General features: G+C 37.8%; 21 protein-coding genes. 18 read left to right on the forward strand and 3 right to left on the reverse strand.

Features of this window, described 5'->3' with window-relative positions; genetic code table 11:
• Positions 1 to 31: 31 nt before the first annotated feature.
• The 8 genes from ACG9ZL_RS03505 (at position 32) to ACG9ZL_RS03540 (ending at position 6377) form a co-directional block, all read left to right on the forward strand.
• Positions 32 to 1192 (forward strand): alanine racemase, encoded by a 1161-nt coding sequence (locus tag ACG9ZL_RS03505; protein ID WP_419359082.1) that lies wholly within the window; start codon positions 32 to 34, stop codon positions 1190 to 1192.
• 219 nt (positions 1193 to 1411) lie between these two features.
• Positions 1412 to 3334: a threonine--tRNA ligase gene (gene thrS, locus ACG9ZL_RS03510; RefSeq protein WP_419359084.1), complete on the forward strand. Its 1923-nt coding sequence runs from the start codon at positions 1412 to 1414 to the stop codon at positions 3332 to 3334.
• A 5-nt stretch (positions 3335 to 3339) separates the two neighbouring features.
• The gene (gene infC, locus ACG9ZL_RS03515) at positions 3340 to 3891 is read left to right on the forward strand and encodes a translation initiation factor IF-3 (RefSeq protein ID WP_336953452.1); all 552 of its coding nucleotides are present in this window, start codon (positions 3340 to 3342) and stop codon (positions 3889 to 3891) included.
• An 88-nt stretch (positions 3892 to 3979) separates the two neighbouring features.
• Positions 3980 to 4312, forward strand: a complete 333-nt coding sequence (locus ACG9ZL_RS03520; protein ID WP_336953381.1) for a DUF7709 family protein — start codon at positions 3980 to 3982, stop codon at positions 4310 to 4312.
• A gap of 180 nt (positions 4313 to 4492) precedes the next feature.
• Complete coding sequence (locus ACG9ZL_RS03525; protein ID WP_336953380.1) at positions 4493 to 5110, forward strand: glutathione S-transferase N-terminal domain-containing protein; 618 nt, start codon at positions 4493 to 4495, stop codon at positions 5108 to 5110.
• 89 nt (positions 5111 to 5199) lie between these two features.
• On the forward strand, positions 5200 to 5487 hold the full coding sequence (locus ACG9ZL_RS03530; RefSeq protein ID WP_419359086.1) for a hypothetical protein: 288 nt from the start codon (positions 5200 to 5202) through the stop codon (positions 5485 to 5487).
• A 37-nt stretch (positions 5488 to 5524) separates the two neighbouring features.
• Complete coding sequence (locus ACG9ZL_RS03535) at positions 5525 to 5947, forward strand: LTA synthase family protein (protein ID WP_419359088.1); 423 nt, start codon at positions 5525 to 5527, stop codon at positions 5945 to 5947.
• A 4-nt stretch (positions 5948 to 5951) separates the two neighbouring features.
• Positions 5952 to 6377, forward strand: a complete 426-nt coding sequence (locus ACG9ZL_RS03540; RefSeq protein ID WP_419359090.1) for a YqaA family protein — start codon at positions 5952 to 5954, stop codon at positions 6375 to 6377.
• A gap of 98 nt (positions 6378 to 6475) precedes the next feature.
• Here the strand turns inward: ACG9ZL_RS03540 and ACG9ZL_RS03545 are convergent, their stop codons facing one another.
• A complete protein-coding gene (locus ACG9ZL_RS03545) occupies positions 6476 to 7231 on the reverse strand; it encodes a TonB family protein (RefSeq protein ID WP_419359092.1) in 756 nt (251 codons plus the stop codon).
• A gap of 137 nt (positions 7232 to 7368) precedes the next feature.
• Complete coding sequence (locus ACG9ZL_RS03550; protein WP_419328076.1) at positions 7369 to 8619, reverse strand: MFS transporter; 1251 nt, start codon at positions 8617 to 8619, stop codon at positions 7369 to 7371.
• Between the two features lie 224 nt (positions 8620 to 8843).
• Between ACG9ZL_RS03550 and rpmI the strand changes: the two genes are divergently transcribed.
• The 7 genes from rpmI to ybiA all read left to right on the forward strand — a co-directional run bounded on the left by rpmI (position 8844) and on the right by ybiA (position 12334).
• Positions 8844 to 9038 carry a 50S ribosomal protein L35 gene (gene rpmI, locus ACG9ZL_RS03555; protein WP_002054552.1) on the forward strand — a complete coding sequence of 65 codons (195 nt, stop codon included), beginning with the start codon at positions 8844 to 8846 and terminating at the stop codon, positions 9036 to 9038.
• 11 nt (positions 9039 to 9049) lie between these two features.
• Entirely contained in the window at positions 9050 to 9409 is a 360-nt protein-coding gene (rplT, locus tag ACG9ZL_RS03560) for a 50S ribosomal protein L20 (RefSeq protein ID WP_004723060.1), read from the forward strand.
• Positions 9410 to 9637: 228 nt separating this feature from the next.
• Positions 9638 to 10015: a hypothetical protein gene (locus tag ACG9ZL_RS03565; protein WP_336953374.1), complete on the forward strand. Its 378-nt coding sequence runs from the start codon at positions 9638 to 9640 to the stop codon at positions 10013 to 10015.
• Between the two features lie 135 nt (positions 10016 to 10150).
• Positions 10151 to 10348, forward strand: coding sequence for a hypothetical protein (locus tag ACG9ZL_RS03570; protein ID WP_336953373.1), 198 nt, complete (start codon positions 10151 to 10153; stop codon positions 10346 to 10348).
• 97 nt (positions 10349 to 10445) lie between these two features.
• Positions 10446 to 10976 (forward strand): P-loop NTPase family protein, encoded by a 531-nt coding sequence (locus ACG9ZL_RS03575; protein WP_419359094.1) that lies wholly within the window; start codon positions 10446 to 10448, stop codon positions 10974 to 10976.
• Positions 10977 to 11288: 312 nt separating this feature from the next.
• A complete protein-coding gene (locus ACG9ZL_RS03580; protein ID WP_419359096.1) occupies positions 11289 to 11789 on the forward strand; it encodes a GNAT family N-acetyltransferase in 501 nt (166 codons plus the stop codon).
• Complete coding sequence (gene ybiA, locus ACG9ZL_RS03585) at positions 11786 to 12334, forward strand: riboflavin biosynthesis intermediates N-glycosidase (protein WP_419328073.1); 549 nt, start codon at positions 11786 to 11788, stop codon at positions 12332 to 12334. Before ACG9ZL_RS03580 ends, ybiA begins: the two co-directional genes overlap by 4 nt.
• Before the next feature lie 44 nt (positions 12335 to 12378).
• Here ybiA and ACG9ZL_RS03590 read toward each other — a convergent pair whose 3' ends face one another.
• The gene (locus ACG9ZL_RS03590; RefSeq protein WP_419359098.1) at positions 12379 to 13407 is read right to left on the reverse strand and encodes a hypothetical protein; all 1029 of its coding nucleotides are present in this window, start codon (positions 13405 to 13407) and stop codon (positions 12379 to 12381) included.
• A 217-nt stretch (positions 13408 to 13624) separates the two neighbouring features.
• On the opposite strand from ACG9ZL_RS03590, the gene pheS reads away from it, so the two are divergent.
• The 3 genes from pheS (at position 13625) to ACG9ZL_RS03605 (ending at position 17411) form a co-directional block, all read left to right on the forward strand.
• Positions 13625 to 14605 (forward strand): phenylalanine--tRNA ligase subunit alpha, encoded by a 981-nt coding sequence (pheS, locus tag ACG9ZL_RS03595; protein ID WP_419359100.1) that lies wholly within the window; start codon positions 13625 to 13627, stop codon positions 14603 to 14605.
• 131 nt (positions 14606 to 14736) lie between these two features.
• On the forward strand, positions 14737 to 17118 hold the full coding sequence (pheT, locus tag ACG9ZL_RS03600; RefSeq protein ID WP_419359102.1) for a phenylalanine--tRNA ligase subunit beta: 2382 nt from the start codon (positions 14737 to 14739) through the stop codon (positions 17116 to 17118).
• Positions 17115 to 17411 carry an integration host factor subunit alpha gene (locus tag ACG9ZL_RS03605; protein WP_004723042.1) on the forward strand — a complete coding sequence of 99 codons (297 nt, stop codon included), beginning with the start codon at positions 17115 to 17117 and terminating at the stop codon, positions 17409 to 17411. Before pheT ends, ACG9ZL_RS03605 begins: the two co-directional genes overlap by 4 nt.
• Positions 17412 to 17787 lie beyond the last annotated feature (376 nt).

The following is a 17787-nucleotide window of genomic DNA, read 5'->3' on the forward strand; positions in this document are numbered from 1 at the left end:
GTAAAACTAAAATAGACCATAAAGGTAGACTATGAACAACTTTTTTGAGCAATTAAATCGTGATTTAAAACAGTCAAATGGTGCATTACCTCGATTAATTGTTGATGATCAGGCGCTTGAACAAAATCTACAGTACGTTGCCAAAAAGCTTAAATACGCTAGCCATTTGCAACCACGCCTCGTGGTAAAGTCTTTGGCATGCTTAGCATTATTAAAAAACATTAGTCTAAAGCTTTCGACTCAACGATTTATGCTATTTCACATGCCACAGCTTTCCCCCATCCTTGAGAACTTTTCGGATGCAGATGTATTGTTTGGGAAACCGATGCCTGTGAGTATAGTTCAGCATTTTTATGCGATGAATCACAATTGCAGACAAGCCGATATACAATGGTTAATTGATTCTAAAGCACGTTTATTACAATATCTTGATGTTGCAAAACAGTTTAGTTTAAAGCTTAAAATCAATATTGAAATTGATGTGGGTTTACATCGCGGTGGTGTTCGTTCTGATTTTGCACTGATCGAAATATTAAGATTGATTGAGCAACATCCTGAGTATTTAGCACTTGCTGGCTTGATGGGGTATGATGCTCATGTGACGAAGCTGCCTTCAGTGATTAAAAAGATTGATGTTGCCTATCGAGAGTCACAAGACATTTATCAAAATTATAAAAATATTATTCAACAGCAATTTCCACATTTATGGCGAGCTAATCTTTGTTTTAACGGTGGCGGTAGCCCTACATTTTACCTCCACGTGGAGCAAAGTGTCTGTAATGATCTTTCTTTTGGCTCTATGTTACTCAAACCAAGTGACTTTGACAGTGATGGTTTAAGTGTTTTACAAGCTGCACTATGGATTTCAACCCCTGTTTTAAAAGTGCTGCCATTTACCCAGTTACCTGGATTAGCCGTTTTAGATAAATTACCACATAGCTCTAAAGCCTTATTTGTGTATGGTGGATATTGGATGGCCCATTATGTTTATCCGCGGGGGATTCATCCGCATGCACTTTATGGGCGAAGTACCAATCAAGAAATGGTTAATGTGCCTAAAAATACTGAAATAGCTGTTGATGATTTTGTATTTTTAAGACCCACGCAAAGCGAAGCGATTATTCCTCAATTTCATAAATTATATTGTTATAAAAATCGAGATTTTGAAGCGTGGGAAACCTTAAGAGAGTAATTTGCTAAAAAGGGAGAGTCGATGGATAATCAAAAGTACAATTTAAATCAGAATAAAGAATAATTTTAAGACAAAGGTTTATAAATATGCTGTAAAGGTGTAAAATTTGACACACTTTTATTTTGTTCCACCGATTTTATCTTGAGGATTTTCCTCGATCATAATCTCGCGGTGACATGCTCCATTGTACGGGGCATCACTCCTTAAGGATTTTTAAATATGCCTATTATCACATTGCCAAATGGCGATCAAAAAAGTTTTGATCAAGCTGTTTCCGTTATGGAAGTTGCTCAAAGTATTGGACCTAGACTGGCTAAAAATACAGTTGCTGGGAAAGTAAATGGTCGCTTAGTCGATGCAAGTGATTTAATTACCGAAGACTCAACCTTACAAATCATTACTCCAAAAGATCAAGACGGTGTAGAAATTATTCGTCACTCTTGTGCACATTTGGTGGGTCATGCGGTAAAACAACTCTTCCCTGAAGCAAAAATGGTGATTGGCCCTGTCATTGAAGAAGGTTTCTACTATGACATCTGGATGCCCCGTCCATTTACTTTAGATGATATGGCTGCAATCGAAGCGCGCATGAAAAAGCTCATCGATCAGGATTATGATGTCATTAAAAAAATGACACCTCGTGATGATGTGATTGCTGAATTCACTGCACGTGGTGAAGATTATAAGTTACGTTTGATTGCTGACATGCCTGAAGAAACTCAAATGGGCTTGTACTATCATCAAGATTATTTAGATATGTGTCGTGGTCCACACGTACCGAATACCAAATTTTTAAAATCATTCAAATTGACTAAAATCTCTGGCGCATATTGGCGCGGTGATGCGAAGAATGAACAATTACAGCGTATTTATGGTACTGCTTGGGCAGACAAAAAAGAATTAGCAGCTTATATCAAGCGCATTGAAGAAGCTGAAAAGCGTGATCATCGTAAAATTGGTAAAGCTTTAGATTTATTCCATATGCAAGAAGAAGCGCCAGGTATGGTGTTTTGGCATGCCAATGGTTGGACGATCTACCAAGTGCTTGAACAATACATGCGTAAAGTTCAACAAGACAATGGCTACCAAGAGATTAAAACACCACAAATTGTAGACTTCACTTTGTGGGAAAAATCGGGTCATGCTGCCAACTATGCAGAAAATATGTTTACGACACATTCAGAAAGTCGTAACTATGCGGTAAAACCAATGAACTGCCCATGTCACGTTCAAGTGTTTAACCAAGGTTTAAAATCTTACCGTGATCTTCCAATTCGTTTGGCAGAGTTTGGTTCATGTCACCGAAATGAGCCATCAGGTTCGTTACACGGGATTATGCGTGTACGCGGCTTTACTCAAGATGATGCACATATTTTCTGTACAACTGAACAAATTGGTAAAGAAGTTGCAGACTTTATTAAACTGACTTTAGATGTTTATAAAGATTTTGGCTTTGAAGAAGTACAAATGAAATTGTCTACACGTCCTGAAAAACGTGTGGGTGCTGATGAACTTTGGGATGTTGCAGAAAAATCTTTAGCAGATGCTTTAGATGCTGCAAATCTTAAATGGGAAGAACAACCTGGTGAAGGTGCTTTCTACGGTCCAAAGATTGAATTTTCATTAAAAGACTGTTTAGGACGTATCTGGCAGTGCGGTACAATCCAGTGTGATTTTAACTTACCGTTACGTTTAGACGCTTCATATGTAACAGAAGATAACGATCGTGACCATCCTGTGATGTTACATCGTGCAATTCTTGGCAGTTTTGAACGTTTTATTGGTATACTAATTGAACACTACGCAGGCTTTATGCCACCATGGTTGGCTCCAATCCAAACATGTGTCATGAATATTACGGATTCTCAAGCGCAAGCTTGTGAGCAAGTCGTCGCAAAACTCAAAGAAAATGGAATTCGAGCAATTTCAGACTTGAGAAATGAGAAAATCGGCTTTAAGATTCGTGAGCGTACACTAGAGCGTATTCCATACTTATTGGTACTTGGAGATCGAGAAGTAGAGGAAGGGACTGTGAATGTTCGTACTCGCTCTGGAAAAAATTTAGGTACTATGTCAATAGACGCATTTATTGACCTAGTGAAAGCAGCCGTAGCCGAACGCGGCCGGTATATTGTGGAGTAAGAAAGATTAAACAGCCTGACCGTAACCAACAACAAGGTGCTAAAAGTAATCGTCCTGCATTAAATGATGAGATCAAAGCGAAAGATGTGCGTCTCGTTGCTGCAGATGGAGAGCAAAAAGGCATCGTTTCACTTGCTGAAGCTTTGCGTGCTGCTGAAGAGGTTGATCTTGATCTTGTTGAGATCGTGGCGAATGCAGAGCCACCTGTTTGTAAAATCATGGATTTCAACAAACATTTATTTGATCTGAAGCAAAAGCAAAAAGATGCGAAAAAGAAACAGCATCAAGTTCAAGTGAAAGAAATCAAGTTGCGCCCTGGTACAGACATTGGTGATTACAATGTTAAGTTGCGTGCTATTCTGAAGTTTCTTGAAGAAGGCAACAAAGTCAAAATTACTCTACGTTTCCGTGGTCGTGAAATGGCTCACCAACAGTTGGGTCTTGCACAATTGCAAAAAATTGAAGCAGACGTAGCAGAGTTTGGTATTGTTGAACAAGCACCAAAAATGGAAGGCCGTCAAATGGGTATGTTACTTGGACCTAAAAAGAAAAAGTAATTATTCATCTGTTAAAAAAGCACTGCATTAAGCGGTGCTTTTTTACGTTAAAATGGTAGTAAATCAATCTGAATCGAGTGGAATTGATATGTCATCTATCCAAAATTCAAATGAATTATCGAGTATTAACCAAAAAATTATTCAAGCAGGTGAGGTCTTGCCTGTGGTTAAATTAAAGGATGGTAGTGCTGTACAAACTGGTACAGTGGCAACCATGTTGCATAATATCAATCTGTATAACTCAGGTTTACGTGGAGAGATTGAGCAAGAACTGATACTCGCTATCCCTACCTTAGTGAAAGTCGGTTTATTTGACTTATTTAATCCCGATGAGTGGATATTGGGAAACAATGCTGGGCGTAAATTTGTGGGTGAAAAGGCCAAAACATATATAGATGCAATTGCTGAAGTAGATATTTGAAATTAGTATCATAATATGAGAACGTGCTGTATTTTATAAAATGCAATAACATAATTTTAGAATAGATTATTAGAATAATCTCTTTTTATAGCATACTGAATTAAGCAAATTCATGTTATAAAAGTAACCGATTAACGCAATAAAATTCAGAAAATACGTGAAAACGCAGAAGGATGAAATATGATTGATCTCTATTATTGGGGTACGCCCAATGGCCATAAAATTACCATTGCACTTGAAGAAATGGGTTTGGATTATCAGATTTTCCCCATCAACATCTTAGAGAATGACCAATTCCAGCCCGATTTTCTTCGTATCTCACCGAACAATAAAATTCCCGCTATTGTCGATCAAGATGGCCCAAATGGTGAGCCGATTTCAGTATTTGAGTCAGGCGCAATCTTGCAATATCTTGGTCGTAAAACAGGCCTGTATTATCCAAGCGATGAGCAAGATCGTGTTGAAGTTGAACAATGGTTAATGTGGCAAATGGGCGGGCTGGGGCCGATGTTAGGGCAAAACCATCATTTTGGTAAATTTGCTAAAGAAAAAATTCCTTATGCAATTGATCGTTATGTTACGGAAACTCAACGTTTGTATGGTGTTTTAAATAAGCAGCTCATTGGACAAAAATATGTGGCTGGTGAATATTCGATTGCAGATATGGCCATTTTACCGTGGGTATTACGCTATGAGTGGCAGCAAATAGAGCTAGAGGATTATCCTTATGTTAAAGAATATATTGAGCGTTTAACTGCGCGCCCAGCGATACAAAGAGCGCTATCAATAAAAGTGTGAAATGTATTTTATGTTAAGATGAGAAACCACGTAACGTGGTTTTTTATTTTTTAAATAATCGATTTTTGGATGGTTGGTAGGCTTTAGTCATGAAAGATTTCTTTTTGAACTTTACGAAAATATTAGAAACGAATCCAAAAATTTACTGGAGTATCATTTTTGGTATTGCCGGTTGTTTAATGCTCTATATTGCGGAAATTGTGCATATTCAAAATATTTTAGAGGAATTAAATGGTCAAGCGTCAGCCCTGATTAGAAGTGTGATAGACCCGATTGCGCAACGTTATCAATGGTCTCGGATTATCTTTATGTTGTTGGCGATTATTTGGGCACATTTTCAGTATCGTAAAACAAAAAAAATGCTAGATTTAGGATGATTGAATTGTAAGTAGTAAATCCAACAAGGAGGTGAGTATGAAGCAAAACTTTGTTTGGCATTTCCTCATCTCTTTTGCCGTGATGCTAATCACAGCAATGCTTTGTAGCATCTTGCAGTATCACTCCGCATATGATTACTTCTGGTTTATTATTTTGAGCATCGTGAGTGTTTCAGGCTTGGTTTTTGCTATGCTCTTTGGCATTTTTCAAAATAAATTACAGCAAAGCATTTTGAATACCATGATCTTAGTCATTTTGCTTTCACTTTATTTTATTGTTTTATTCTACGGCTTTATTCATATCAGAATCGATTGGCAAGCGATTTCAGAGGGTAAAGCTCAACTCACATTGTTGCAGAAGTTTTTTAAATCAGACCTTTCATTTTGGTTGGCTTTTCTTGCTCCCTTTATCCTGTCATTCTTGACTTATACCTTAAAACCTAAACCCAACTTTAGCTAATTTTATGGCTTATTTTTTACTCTTCCTTTCAGCATTTGGTGCTGCTACTTTACTCCCGTTGCAGTCTGAAGCGGTATTGATTGGATTATTGATACAAACCCAGCATTCTGAATATTTATTACTTGTTGTTGCAACGATTGGCAATGTTTTAGGCTCATGCGTGAATTGGTATTTGGGACTTAAAATCGAGCAGTTTAAAGATAAGAAATGGTTTCCTGTTTCTGAAAAGAATATGCTCAAAGCGGAAAAAATATATCAAAAGTATGGCTTTTGGTCTCTGTTATTAAGCTGGACACCTATTATCGGAGATCCAATCACACTGATTGCAGGGCTAATGAAAGAGAACTTTTGGCGTTTTCTTTTGATCGTAACCATTGCAAAAGCTGGTAGATATGTTTTTATCTATTTGGTGTATATCGGATTATTTTAATAGAAAGTTAGGGTCTGCTGGTAAGCCATTTATGAAATGTCAACAGACCCTAAAGACACAAAACTATCTTTAACCTTAAAAGACGCATCTTTATGAATTTATTTACATTCATTGATTTTAAATTGAATCGCATCATTGAAGCTGGATTGTTTATAAATCCATAAAGTCCGGTAAGAACGTTTTACATTGATTGATGCATGCTCTACGGCTGTAAGTACTTGTTGATCAAGTGCATTAATACCAGAACGTTGAGTTAGCTTAACTTGGGTAATTTCGCCTTGTTTATTGGCTTTAAATTTAAACTTTACTGTACGATCTTTATTCTTTAATAGTGGTTGATCCAATGTAAGTTGTGGTTGTTTTAAATAAGCAAAGGGAACCGACTTATCGAGTTGTTGTTTGTTCCAATTCTTTGAATTAAAACTATAGGTACATTGCTTAGCGCGCTGAACATGATCCGTTGCATTCTCTAGTGTTAAAGTAAATGTTTGATAACCGACTAAAGCAATGGCTTTTCCATTTTTTGAATAGGGTTTAACTTTTGCATTTTCCACAGCATCTACAAGTTTCTGATCCAATGCACGGATGCCTGTACTCTCTTGGATATCAGCATCTGTGACTTCACCAACATTATTGGCTTTTACACGAATGATCGCTGAACGATCTTGATCTTTTAATTCAGCGATTTGATAGTGAATTTGGGGAAATTTGACCCATTGTATACGTGTAGTTAAATGCTGAGGATCATTTTGTTCAGATTGCTCCCCTTTGACCTTTATTGTAGGAAGTTTATCCGCACTATAGCTATAGGTTGAAAGGCACAATAAACAAGTGGTAAAAAGAGCTTTATTCATAGGTTTGGCAATCCATGCAGTTTAATACGCATGAGAGTAGTTTAATTGCGCAAAGTATTTATCGAATTTTGTATTCTCGCAATAGAAAATGCACCCGAAGGTGCATTTTTTTACTGTTTTTTATTCAGCCAAACACATTACTCTTGGCCTTTGGTAATGTCTACTTTAAATAAATCAGAGGTTTTTACCCAACTTATTGCGACGACGGCCAAGGTCATACATCCACCAAATACTGTGGCAGTGATTGTTCCTAAATATTTTGCAGCCAGCCCAGATTCAAATGCACCCAATTCATTACTCGATGAAACAAACATCCCATTCACTGCGGCGACACGGCCACGCATATTTTCAGGAGGGTAAACTTGTAAAATGGTTTGGCGTACAACCACTGAGATACTGTCACAAGCACCTGTCATAGCCAAAGCAAATAAAGAAAGCCATACGTTGCTTGAGAATGCAAAAATAATGGTAAACACCCCAAAACCTGCAACGGCAATCAGCATATTTCGCCAAGCATGATGTGTGGGTGGAAATTTGGTTAAAGCGATCATGGTTATTAACGCGCCAATAGAAGGGGCTGCACGTAAATAACCTAAACCTTCAGGTCCTACTTTAAGAATATCTTCTGCAAAAATAGGAAGTAGGGCAATCACACCACCAAACAAGACTGAAACCAAATCTAAAGATATGGCCCACAGTACAATTTTAGTTTTCCAGATAAAGCGAAAGCCTTCACTTAAACTGCCCCAAAGATTGTCTTGTTCCATGGTGGGAAAAGTACGCTTCTTTAACAAGTTAATCAGACAGAAGCAAATAAATAAAAGTACCGCTACCGAGAGTAAGCTGTTTTCACGACCGATTCCTGCCAGCATAAAACCACCCAGCATTGGGCCAATAATGACGCCACTTTGCCATCCAATCGTGGTCCATGTTGCACCATTGGCATACAGTTCACGAGGAATTAAAAATGGTTTTAACGAGGTTGCTGATGGATTGTAGAACCCCCGGATGGTACCCAAACCAAAAATAACCGCATAAATCCCCCAAGACAGTGTAGTCACACCAATTTGCCCATGATCATAACTGTGAAATAACCACCAAAGCACCAATGGCAAAGGGAAGGAGAAAAATAAGCAAACTTTCATAATAGTTTGTTTATTCAGCTTGTCTGCAAAATAACCACCCCAAAGCGACAGTGCAATAAACGGGATTGCTTCTGCTAGTCCAATCAGACCCAAGGTGAGTGGGTCTTTGGTAATTTGATAGAGTGAATAGGCAACAATAATTTCTTGAATTAGAATTGCGAGTGTTAAACAAAATTGATTGATGGTAACAATTGAGAAATCTCGATAGCGAAGCGCAGCAAAAGCATCCTGTGCAGGGGTCATAACTGTCCAGTTTTATCATGATGTGATGATTATAAAGATTTAATCCTGATTTTTCTTATAAAACTATGTGGAATTTATATCGAAAATTACATTGGAGAAATGTGAAATTGTTGGATGTTTTGCTTTTGTTTTGTACAGAGATGATTTAGAATATTGCCTCCCTTACCTGCAGGTCGTTGTCGCAATGGTGCGAACGTACCGAACAGGTGTTTAAAGAGGTTGTTATGGCTAAGTTAAAAACTCGCCGTGGTGCAGCTAAGCGTTTCAAAGCGACTGCTAACGGTTTCAAGCGTAAACAAGCGTTCAAACGCCACATTTTGACCAAAAAATCTGCTAAACGTATTCGTCAATTGCGCGGTTGTGTCATGGTTCACGTAAGTGACATGAATTCAGTTCGTCGTATGTGCCCATACATCTAAGGAGATTATAAATGGCTCGTGTAAAACGTGGTGTACAGGCTCATCGCCGTCATAAAAAAATTCTTGCTCGTGCTAAAGGTTACTATGGCGCGCGTTCACGTGTTTATCGTGTAGCGTTCCAAGCAGTAATTAAAGCAGGTCAATACGCTTACCGTGACCGTCGTCAAAAGAAACGTCAATTCCGTGCTTTATGGATTGCGCGTATCAATGCTGGTGCTCGTCAAAATGGTTTGTCGTACAGCCGTATGATCGATGGCTTGAAAAAAGCTCAAGTGATCATCGACCGTCGCGTACTTGCTGACATCGCTATGCATGACTCAGTTGCATTTGCTGCTTTAGCTGAAAAAGCTAAAGGCGCATTAGCTGCTTAATCATCTTTGATGATTAAAAAAAAAGACCGCTTTTATAGCGGTCTTTTTTATACCTAAAAGTTTGTTTTCAGACTATTGCAGGAACTTTTAGAGCTGAGTTTCCTTTGAGTTTGATTGTTGAAATACAGCACTAATCATTGAAATTTCTGTTGAAGTAAAATCTGTCATTATGAATGCTCTAACTATTTTGTTATGGCACTGAATTGACCAAATTGTGAATCTAGTCTTATGCGTAAACAATATCATTTTCGCCAAGTTGGTGAAGACACTTATATTTGGGATGTACATCATCTAGTTGAACTAAGCCGAGACATCCCAATCGATGAAGTTCTATTGTCTAATATACAAGAACTCAATGAAGCGTATTGGTTTCCAGATACACATCCAACAACACAGCAAATGATTGAACATTTTCAATTGATACAGCAGGCAGATTTAAGTTATCCAATTATTCTATCTGCTGATGGCAAGGTGATGGATGGTATGCATCGTGTGGCAAAAGCAAAATTACTCAATCATCTTACGATTAAAGCCATCAGGTTTGAAATTACACCACCAGCAAATTTTATCAATATTGATGAGGATAATTTGGATTATGATGATTGAGCAGGCCTTGTGAATGATTTAAACAATCAAATAACTTTGCATACACATTACACAATATCAACGTGAAAGCATTATTGTTTTAGAAATAGCTCGCATAGAGTAGAACAATGAACAATAGAAAATGATGGAGCAGATATGCGTGTTGAGATTGAAGGTTTACAACAAGGTGCAATTGAAGTTGAGTTGCAATTATTACCCAGAGTTGGGGAAGTTTTAAAAGTGATGTATGGTGCAGATGCTGAAGTTAAAGGTGAAGTCACAGCAGTGGAGCATTATATCAATCAACATGCAAATGAACATAAAGTGATACTCACCATACGCCCCTTATTTTGATATACATCATCTAAAATGATTGAATCATGAGTGGGTTGTTGCGTGATTTAAAGTAGCTTGTTTGGCTACTTTTTATTTCTAGAGAGTTCTTAAATCTATGAAACGCATCAATGTCGTGGGGACTTCTGCGTCAGGAAAAACAACATTTTCAATAAAATTAGCTCAAAAATTAAAACTCATCTACATTGAAATGGATGATTTATTTTGGTTGGATGATTGGCAAGAGTCTACCGATACTATATTTTTTCAGAAAATTCAGACCAAATTAGATCAAGCTAAATCTGGCTTTGTCATCGATGGTAATTATACGCGAACCACGCATATCAAATGGCAAGATATCGATACCGTAATTTGGTTAGATATTCCTTTTTATATTAATCTTTACCAATCCATACAACGAGCTGTTCGTCGTGCTGTTTTTAGACACAGACTTTGGGAAAATTCCAATAATCGTGAAAGTTTTGGTAAAATGTTTAGTCGTGATTCGATTATTTGGTGGATGATTAAAACGCATCAAAAAAATCGTCAGCAATATATAACGATGATGAATGATCCTCAATATTCACATATTCGATTTATCCATTTAAAATCGCGAAAAGATATTGATCAATTTTTAGCGTCTATTTGACGCGTCATAACTCACTAGTGCCTCTAAATAGTTAACTTATCCTGCTATACCTTGTATTGATTGAATATATGTGTGTAGCTGATATCTTAAGTTGTGCTATAGACAGCTATGTTTTTACTTGGCATACAAAGTGATAAGCATTTTAGATTTGGTCAGGGGTATGTGCAGTATTTTCACCCGTTCTCCGCATTCCTGTCGTTATGCGATAGATAAAAACATGTAAGATTAAACAATATAAAAAAGTTTTTTACCTAATTTTTTGAAGGGTATAAAGTTTGGTTTCGACATAAGTCCCAATTAAATGAGGATGATATGATTCGATTAGCTGTTATAGGTGATGCTCAGCAGATTGCTGAAGTACATTTGCAAAGCTGGAATGAAACCTATACTGGTATGATTAAGCAAGAAATTATAGATCGCGCAGATATCGAAAAGCGAGTACAGCTTTGGCAACAGATTTTTTCGCATCAAGATCACCATGTACTGGTATATGAGCAAGATGGCCAAATTGCAGGTTTTCTAAGTGGTTATTTTAATACAACGCATAATATCGCAGAAATTAATGCTTTTTATTTATTAAAGAAAATTCAAAAACAAGGTGTTGGTCGTGAGATGTTTGAGCGCTTTTATCAATATGCTCAAGCTAAGCATTATCAATTTATTCGCTTGGGCGTGATCAATAAAAATCCAAGCCGTCATTTCTATGAGAAATTAGGGGGAAATGTACTTGGAGAGGAGATTCTTTCTGATTATGGTGATGGCATAACAGAAGTATCGTATCAGTGGGATATTAATCATAGGACAATAAAATGAGTGATTCTCAATTTTTAACAACTTTACAAGAACAAGTAAAGAACGGGCAAAAGTATAGTTATTTGTGTTTTTGGGGGCATAGTCAAAAGACTTCTGGAAAAATAGACAAGAGCTGTTTAAGTCAATGGTTTCCTGCAAAATTTGAAATTGAAGGTGTCAATTATCAAAGTACAGAACAGTATATGATGGCGCAGAAAGCCAAACTATTTAATGACGAGAATATTTTTCAGAAAATTTTACAAACAGACGATCCTAAGAAAATAAAAGCATTAGGTCGTTTGGTCAAAAATTATCAAGATGAGATTTGGATTGCTCATCGTTATGAAATTGTGGTTCAAGGTAATTTGGCTAAGTTTTCTCAAGACAATGATCTTAAAGCGTTTCTACTGAGTACCTCAGATCAGATCATTGTTGAAGCCTCGCCTGTAGATCAAATTTGGGGGATTGGACTTGCAGCAGATCATGTTAATGCGACAAATCCAAACGCATGGCAAGGTTTAAATCTTTTGGGTTTCGCCTTAATGGAAGTGAGAAAGCAACTTTAATGTTGCTTTCTTTTTAAGATTCATTTTATCAAATAGATAAGACATTATAGTCCAAAATAATAAGCTGCAAGGCAGATTAAAATGGTCACAATAATTAATGCAAAAACACCTGTTTTACCTGGTTTATGCTCAGGATTTGTCTTGTTGCTAAAAGCCTGACGCTGCTCGATTTTGATATTGTCATGCATGTCAAAAGGCGAAGCAATTTGTTTTGGCGTTAAGCGTGCAGATTTATAATGATTTGCAACTTTAACAATAAATTTTGATTTTAAATCTTCAACTTTTTGGAGGAAATGGCGCAAATTCATTTGCTCTTCAGGACTAATGATTTGCTCATTTTCATCATAGGGATGCTTTAATTTTGCAGAAATAAAACATTCTAATGCATCGATACGACAGAAGGTTTCGTGTGCGTAATCAGCTTGATAGTCAGTGGGTAACAGCGCAAGTTTAAGACTTGTATCCTCGGTGGTATATAGCGTTTCATCTAATCCATAATAAGGTAAATCTTTATTTACAGGTTCTGGAAAACCTTTGGCATATTGGGTATCGAACAATTCACTGTCTGTATAAACTTGAATATCATCCCAATTGGGTTGAACTAAATCTTGTTCAATTCGTTTAATTAATTTTGCATTCAGATCATATCGCCAAAAAATCTCGGTACGTAAATTGGGACGTTGCGTTTCAGGTGCTTCGTAATCATTGTCTGCGCTATACCATTCAGCCAATTCTTTACCAAAAATCCATGCGGTTTTCTTTTGTTGATCATGGCTAACAATAAAGTGGGGGATGGCTAACAGTTCAACATTGGCATTTGGATTTTGTTCATCATTTAAAATACTAGAGCTATGTAGACTGAGTCGATACACGCCTTGTTTCTTCAGCCCTTCAAGCCAAATCTGAAAATGCTGTGCCAATAGGTGCTGGTTGGTTAAATCACGGAAGCCAAAAGCATGCTGATTAAAAATGGCATGATTGACCCAACGAGAAAAACTAATCCCTTGAGTGAGATACTCATTGCCATAAGTGACGAGTGTAAGTTGACGTTTCCAGATTTGATCGAGTGCCATTTTTTATAGATCTCAGCGACATTAAATCCATTTTATACTTTTTATAAATCAAAGTTCTAGCATTTCAACAGGAATCAAACAGGGAAATATACAAATTATTTAGAATAAGTTGTGACTAATCGTATTTTTTGTAAAGCGGAAACTTCATTCGACTGCATAAAAACTGTTAGAATATAGAGTTATATTATTTTTCTAAAATATTGCTTTGAGAGTTACTATGTCACTGGAAGCCCTGACCACTGAAGCGCTCGCTGCGATTGCAGCAGCTCAAGACCTGACTACACTCGACCAAGTACGAGTGCAATTTACAGGGAAAAAAAGCCAGCTTGCGGAACAATCTAAGGCACTTGGTAAAATGGACCCTGAAGAGCGTAAAGTTCAGGGTGCTGCAATTCATGCAGTACGTGAAGCGATCAGTACAGCGTTGACTGAACGCCAAACTGAATTACAGAAAGCTGAATTAGAATTAAAGCTAGCAAGTGAAACAATCGATATTACTTTGCCTGGACGTGGGCAAGCTGTAGGAAGTATTCATCCTGTTACTCAGGTTCAAGAACGTATTTGTCAATTCTTTACCAAAGCGGGTTTTACTGTTGCGACAGGGCCAGAAGTTGAAGATGATTATCACAATTTTGAAGCATTGAATATTCCAGGACATCATCCTGCACGTGCGATGCATGATACGTTTTACTTTGATGCAAACCATTTGCTACGTACCCATACCTCAGGTGTACAAGTACGCACAATGGAAACCTCGCAACCACCGATTCGTATCGTTTGTCCAGGGCGTGTCTATCGCTGTGACTCAGATCAAACCCATTCTCCAATGTTTCACCAAATTGAAGGTTTATACGTTGCTGAAAATACCAGCTTCGCAGAATTAAAAGGTTTGTTGATTAATCTGCTAAATGAATTTTTTGAGAAAGATTTAAAAGTACGCTTCCGTCCGTCTTATTTCCCATTCACAGAGCCAAGTGCTGAGGTGGATATTATGGATGAGCGTGGCCGTTGGTTAGAGGTTTTGGGTTGCGGTATGGTGCATCCAAATGTTCTACAAGCTGCGGGTATTGATCCTGAAAAATACAAAGGCTTTGCATTTGGTCTTGGTGTAGAGCGTTTCGCAATGTTGCGTTATGGCATCAATGATTTGCGTATGTTTTACCAAAACGATGTGCGTTTTTTACGCCAATTTGCTTAACAAATTTATACCTCTCCCTGACCTCTCCTAATGAGGAGAGGGGATGTCCAAGATAACGAGACGAAGGGTTCTGATTCTTTTTAAAAAAGAGTCAGAGAGGAATTCATAGATATTGAATATAGGTTTTAGAAATGAAAATTAGCGAAAATTGGCTTCGCACATGGGTCAACCCTGCAATTGATAGCGATACTTTGTCTGATCAACTGACCATGTTGGGACTCGAGGTTGATGAACTAGTTCCCGCAGCTAAACCATTTACAGGTGTGGTGATTGGTGAGGTTTTAACTGTTGTACAGCATCCTGATGCAGATCGTTTACGTGTCACCACCGTGAATATTGGCTCGGGCGAACCTTTGCAAATCGTATGCGGTGCACCAAATGTACGTGTTGGTATGAAAGCACCAGTTGCAACCATTGGTGCAGTACTCCCAGGTGATTTTAAAATTAAAAAAGGCAAACTTCGTGGTGTTGAATCACAAGGAATGCTCTGTGGCGCTTCAGAAATTGACCTTGAAGATAAAATTGATGGACTGTTAGAACTTCCTGCTGATGCACCTGTAGGCACAAATATTCGAGAATATTTAAATCTTGATGATCATGTTATCGATATCAGCATCACGCCAAACCGTGGTGATTGCTTTAGTATTCGTGGGGTAGCACGTGAAATTGGTGTAATTAACCAATTACCTGTAACCGCACCTGAGATTCAAGACGTTGCTGCTACGCTTGCTGACCAGAAGCAAGTTGTTGTGACAACGGATGGTTGTCCTCGTTACTTAGGCCGTGTAATTAAAAATGTAAATACCAAAGCACCTACGCCAGAGTGGATGGAGCAAGCTTTAGCACGTTCAGGTATTCGTCAACACAGTATTCTTGTTGATATTACCAACTATGTACTTATGGAACTTGGTCAACCGTTGCATGCGTTTGATGGTGATGAGGTTCAAGGTTCAGTGCATGTGCGTCAGGCAAGTGCAAATGAAAAGCTTGTTTTGTTAAATGAACAAGAAATTGAATTGACCGAAGATGTTATGGTGATTGCAGATGATGTAAAAGCATTGGCGATCGCAGGCATCATGGGTGGTTTGTCTTCATCTGTAACAGATGAAACCACTGAGATTTTCCTTGAGTCTGCATTCTTTGCACCATTACATATCGCAGGTCGTGCACGCCGTTATGGTTTGCATACAGATGCGTCACAACGCTATGAACGTGGTGTGGATTTTGAATTGCCTATGATTGCAATGCAACGCGCTTCACAATTGATTCAAGCCCTTGCAGGTGGTGATTTCGGTCCAATTACCGTATCTGAAAAAACTGAATTATTGCCTAAACGTGAAGCAATTGAATTGAATCAAGCGCAAGTCGATCAATTGCTGGGTTATCAAGTTCCTACTGTATTTATTACAGATGCACTGCAACGTTTAGGTTGTGATGTGACTGTAAAAGCTGAAGGTGAATGGATTGTTGTTCCCCCATCACACCGTTACGATATGGCAATTTATCAAGATTTAATTGAAGAAGTTGCGCGTATACATGGTTATGACAATATTCAAATTAGTCTGCCAGTGATTGATGTAAAACTTGCTCAACATCAGGATCAATTTGAACTGACTCAATTACGTCAAACGTTAGTAACACTCGGTTATCAAGAGGCGATTAGTTTTAGTTTTGCAGATTTAAAACTTGAAAAACAATTGAATTCACAAGTAAATCCATTGGCGCTTGCAAATCCGATTTCAAGTGACTTGGCGGTAATGCGTTCAACTCTTCTTTCAAGCTTAATTCCGTGTGTTCAGTACAATATCAATCGTCAACAAAGTCGTGTACGTTTCTTTGAGCTAGGGCTACGTTTTGATTATCAAAACGCGAAAAGTATAGAAGATTTGAAACAGATTCCAACTTTGGCTATGATTGCCGTAGGATCAAAACAAATTGAATCTTGGCATGGAAAAGCTCAAGTTATGGATTTCTTTGATCTCAAAGGCGAGGTCGAAGAAATTTTAGCAGCTGGACGTGTTCAAGTTGAATATGTTCGTTCTGATCGTGAATGGTTACATCCAGGTCAGTCTGCGGAAATTCTCGTGGATGGTAAATCAGTAGGTTATTTAGGTCGTCTACATCCATCTTTGGAAAATGCACTGGATTTGAGCACAACTTGGATCGCAGAGCTCGACCAATCGGCTGTTTTGCAAACTTATGTATCTAATTTTACAGAATTATCACGATTTCCATCGGTTAGACGTGATATTGCGCTTGTAATTAGTGATAAGATTAATGTTAGTGAAATTCAGCAACTTATCGAAAAAACGGGTGGAGAGCTTTTAGACTCTACTTGGTTATTTGATGTGTATACAGGGCAAGGTGTTGAACAAGGTAAACGCTCATTGGCATTTGCATTGTTATGGCAACATCCATCACGTACACTCGAAGATGCTGAGATTAAATCCGGTATGGATCATATTATTCAAGTGTTAGAAGACACTTATCAAGCGACATTGAGGGCCTCATGACAGCATTAACAAAAGCAGAAATGGCTGATCATTTAAGTGAGCTTACGAGTTTAAACCGTCGTGAAGCAAAACAAATGGTCGAGTTGTTCTTTGACGAGATTAGCCAAGCATTAATTGCAGGTGAACAAGTTAAACTTTCAGGTTTCGGAAATTTTGAGCTACGTGACAAACGTCAACGTCCAGGTCGAAATCCTAAAACTGGAGAAGAAATTCCAATCTCAGCACGCCGTGTTGTAACATTCCGTGCAGGTCAAAAATTTAGACAACGTGTGGGAACAGAACAAGAAGATTAATTGGTGCTCTTTATGTCGTAAGATGAAAGCTCTGTAATCTAAAAAGTTTTGTAAGATAAAAACCCTGAGCAATATGCTTGGGGTTTTTTTATTGCAAAAATAAATGCCGCTAGAGTTGTATAAACTAGCTTTGTTGGAATGATTGTGACAAGGATTGATATCGTTTTATCATAATATTAAATGATCAACTGGATTTTTACGTAGACGAAGTTTTAGTTAAAACAAGGCGGGGGAATGTGTTGCAATTGTTGATAAGCAAAGCTCTTATGGCTAATAACTTTAATCTGAGAAAACTCTAAGCGTCTTTGTAAAAACACAAATAAGTAAAAATATTATAGTGTTGGCTAAGATTATCCGATTAGATCGGTTATTTTAA

The organism is Acinetobacter legionensis, from assembly GCF_048551735.1.
GTDB lineage: Bacteria > Pseudomonadota > Gammaproteobacteria > Pseudomonadales > Moraxellaceae > Acinetobacter.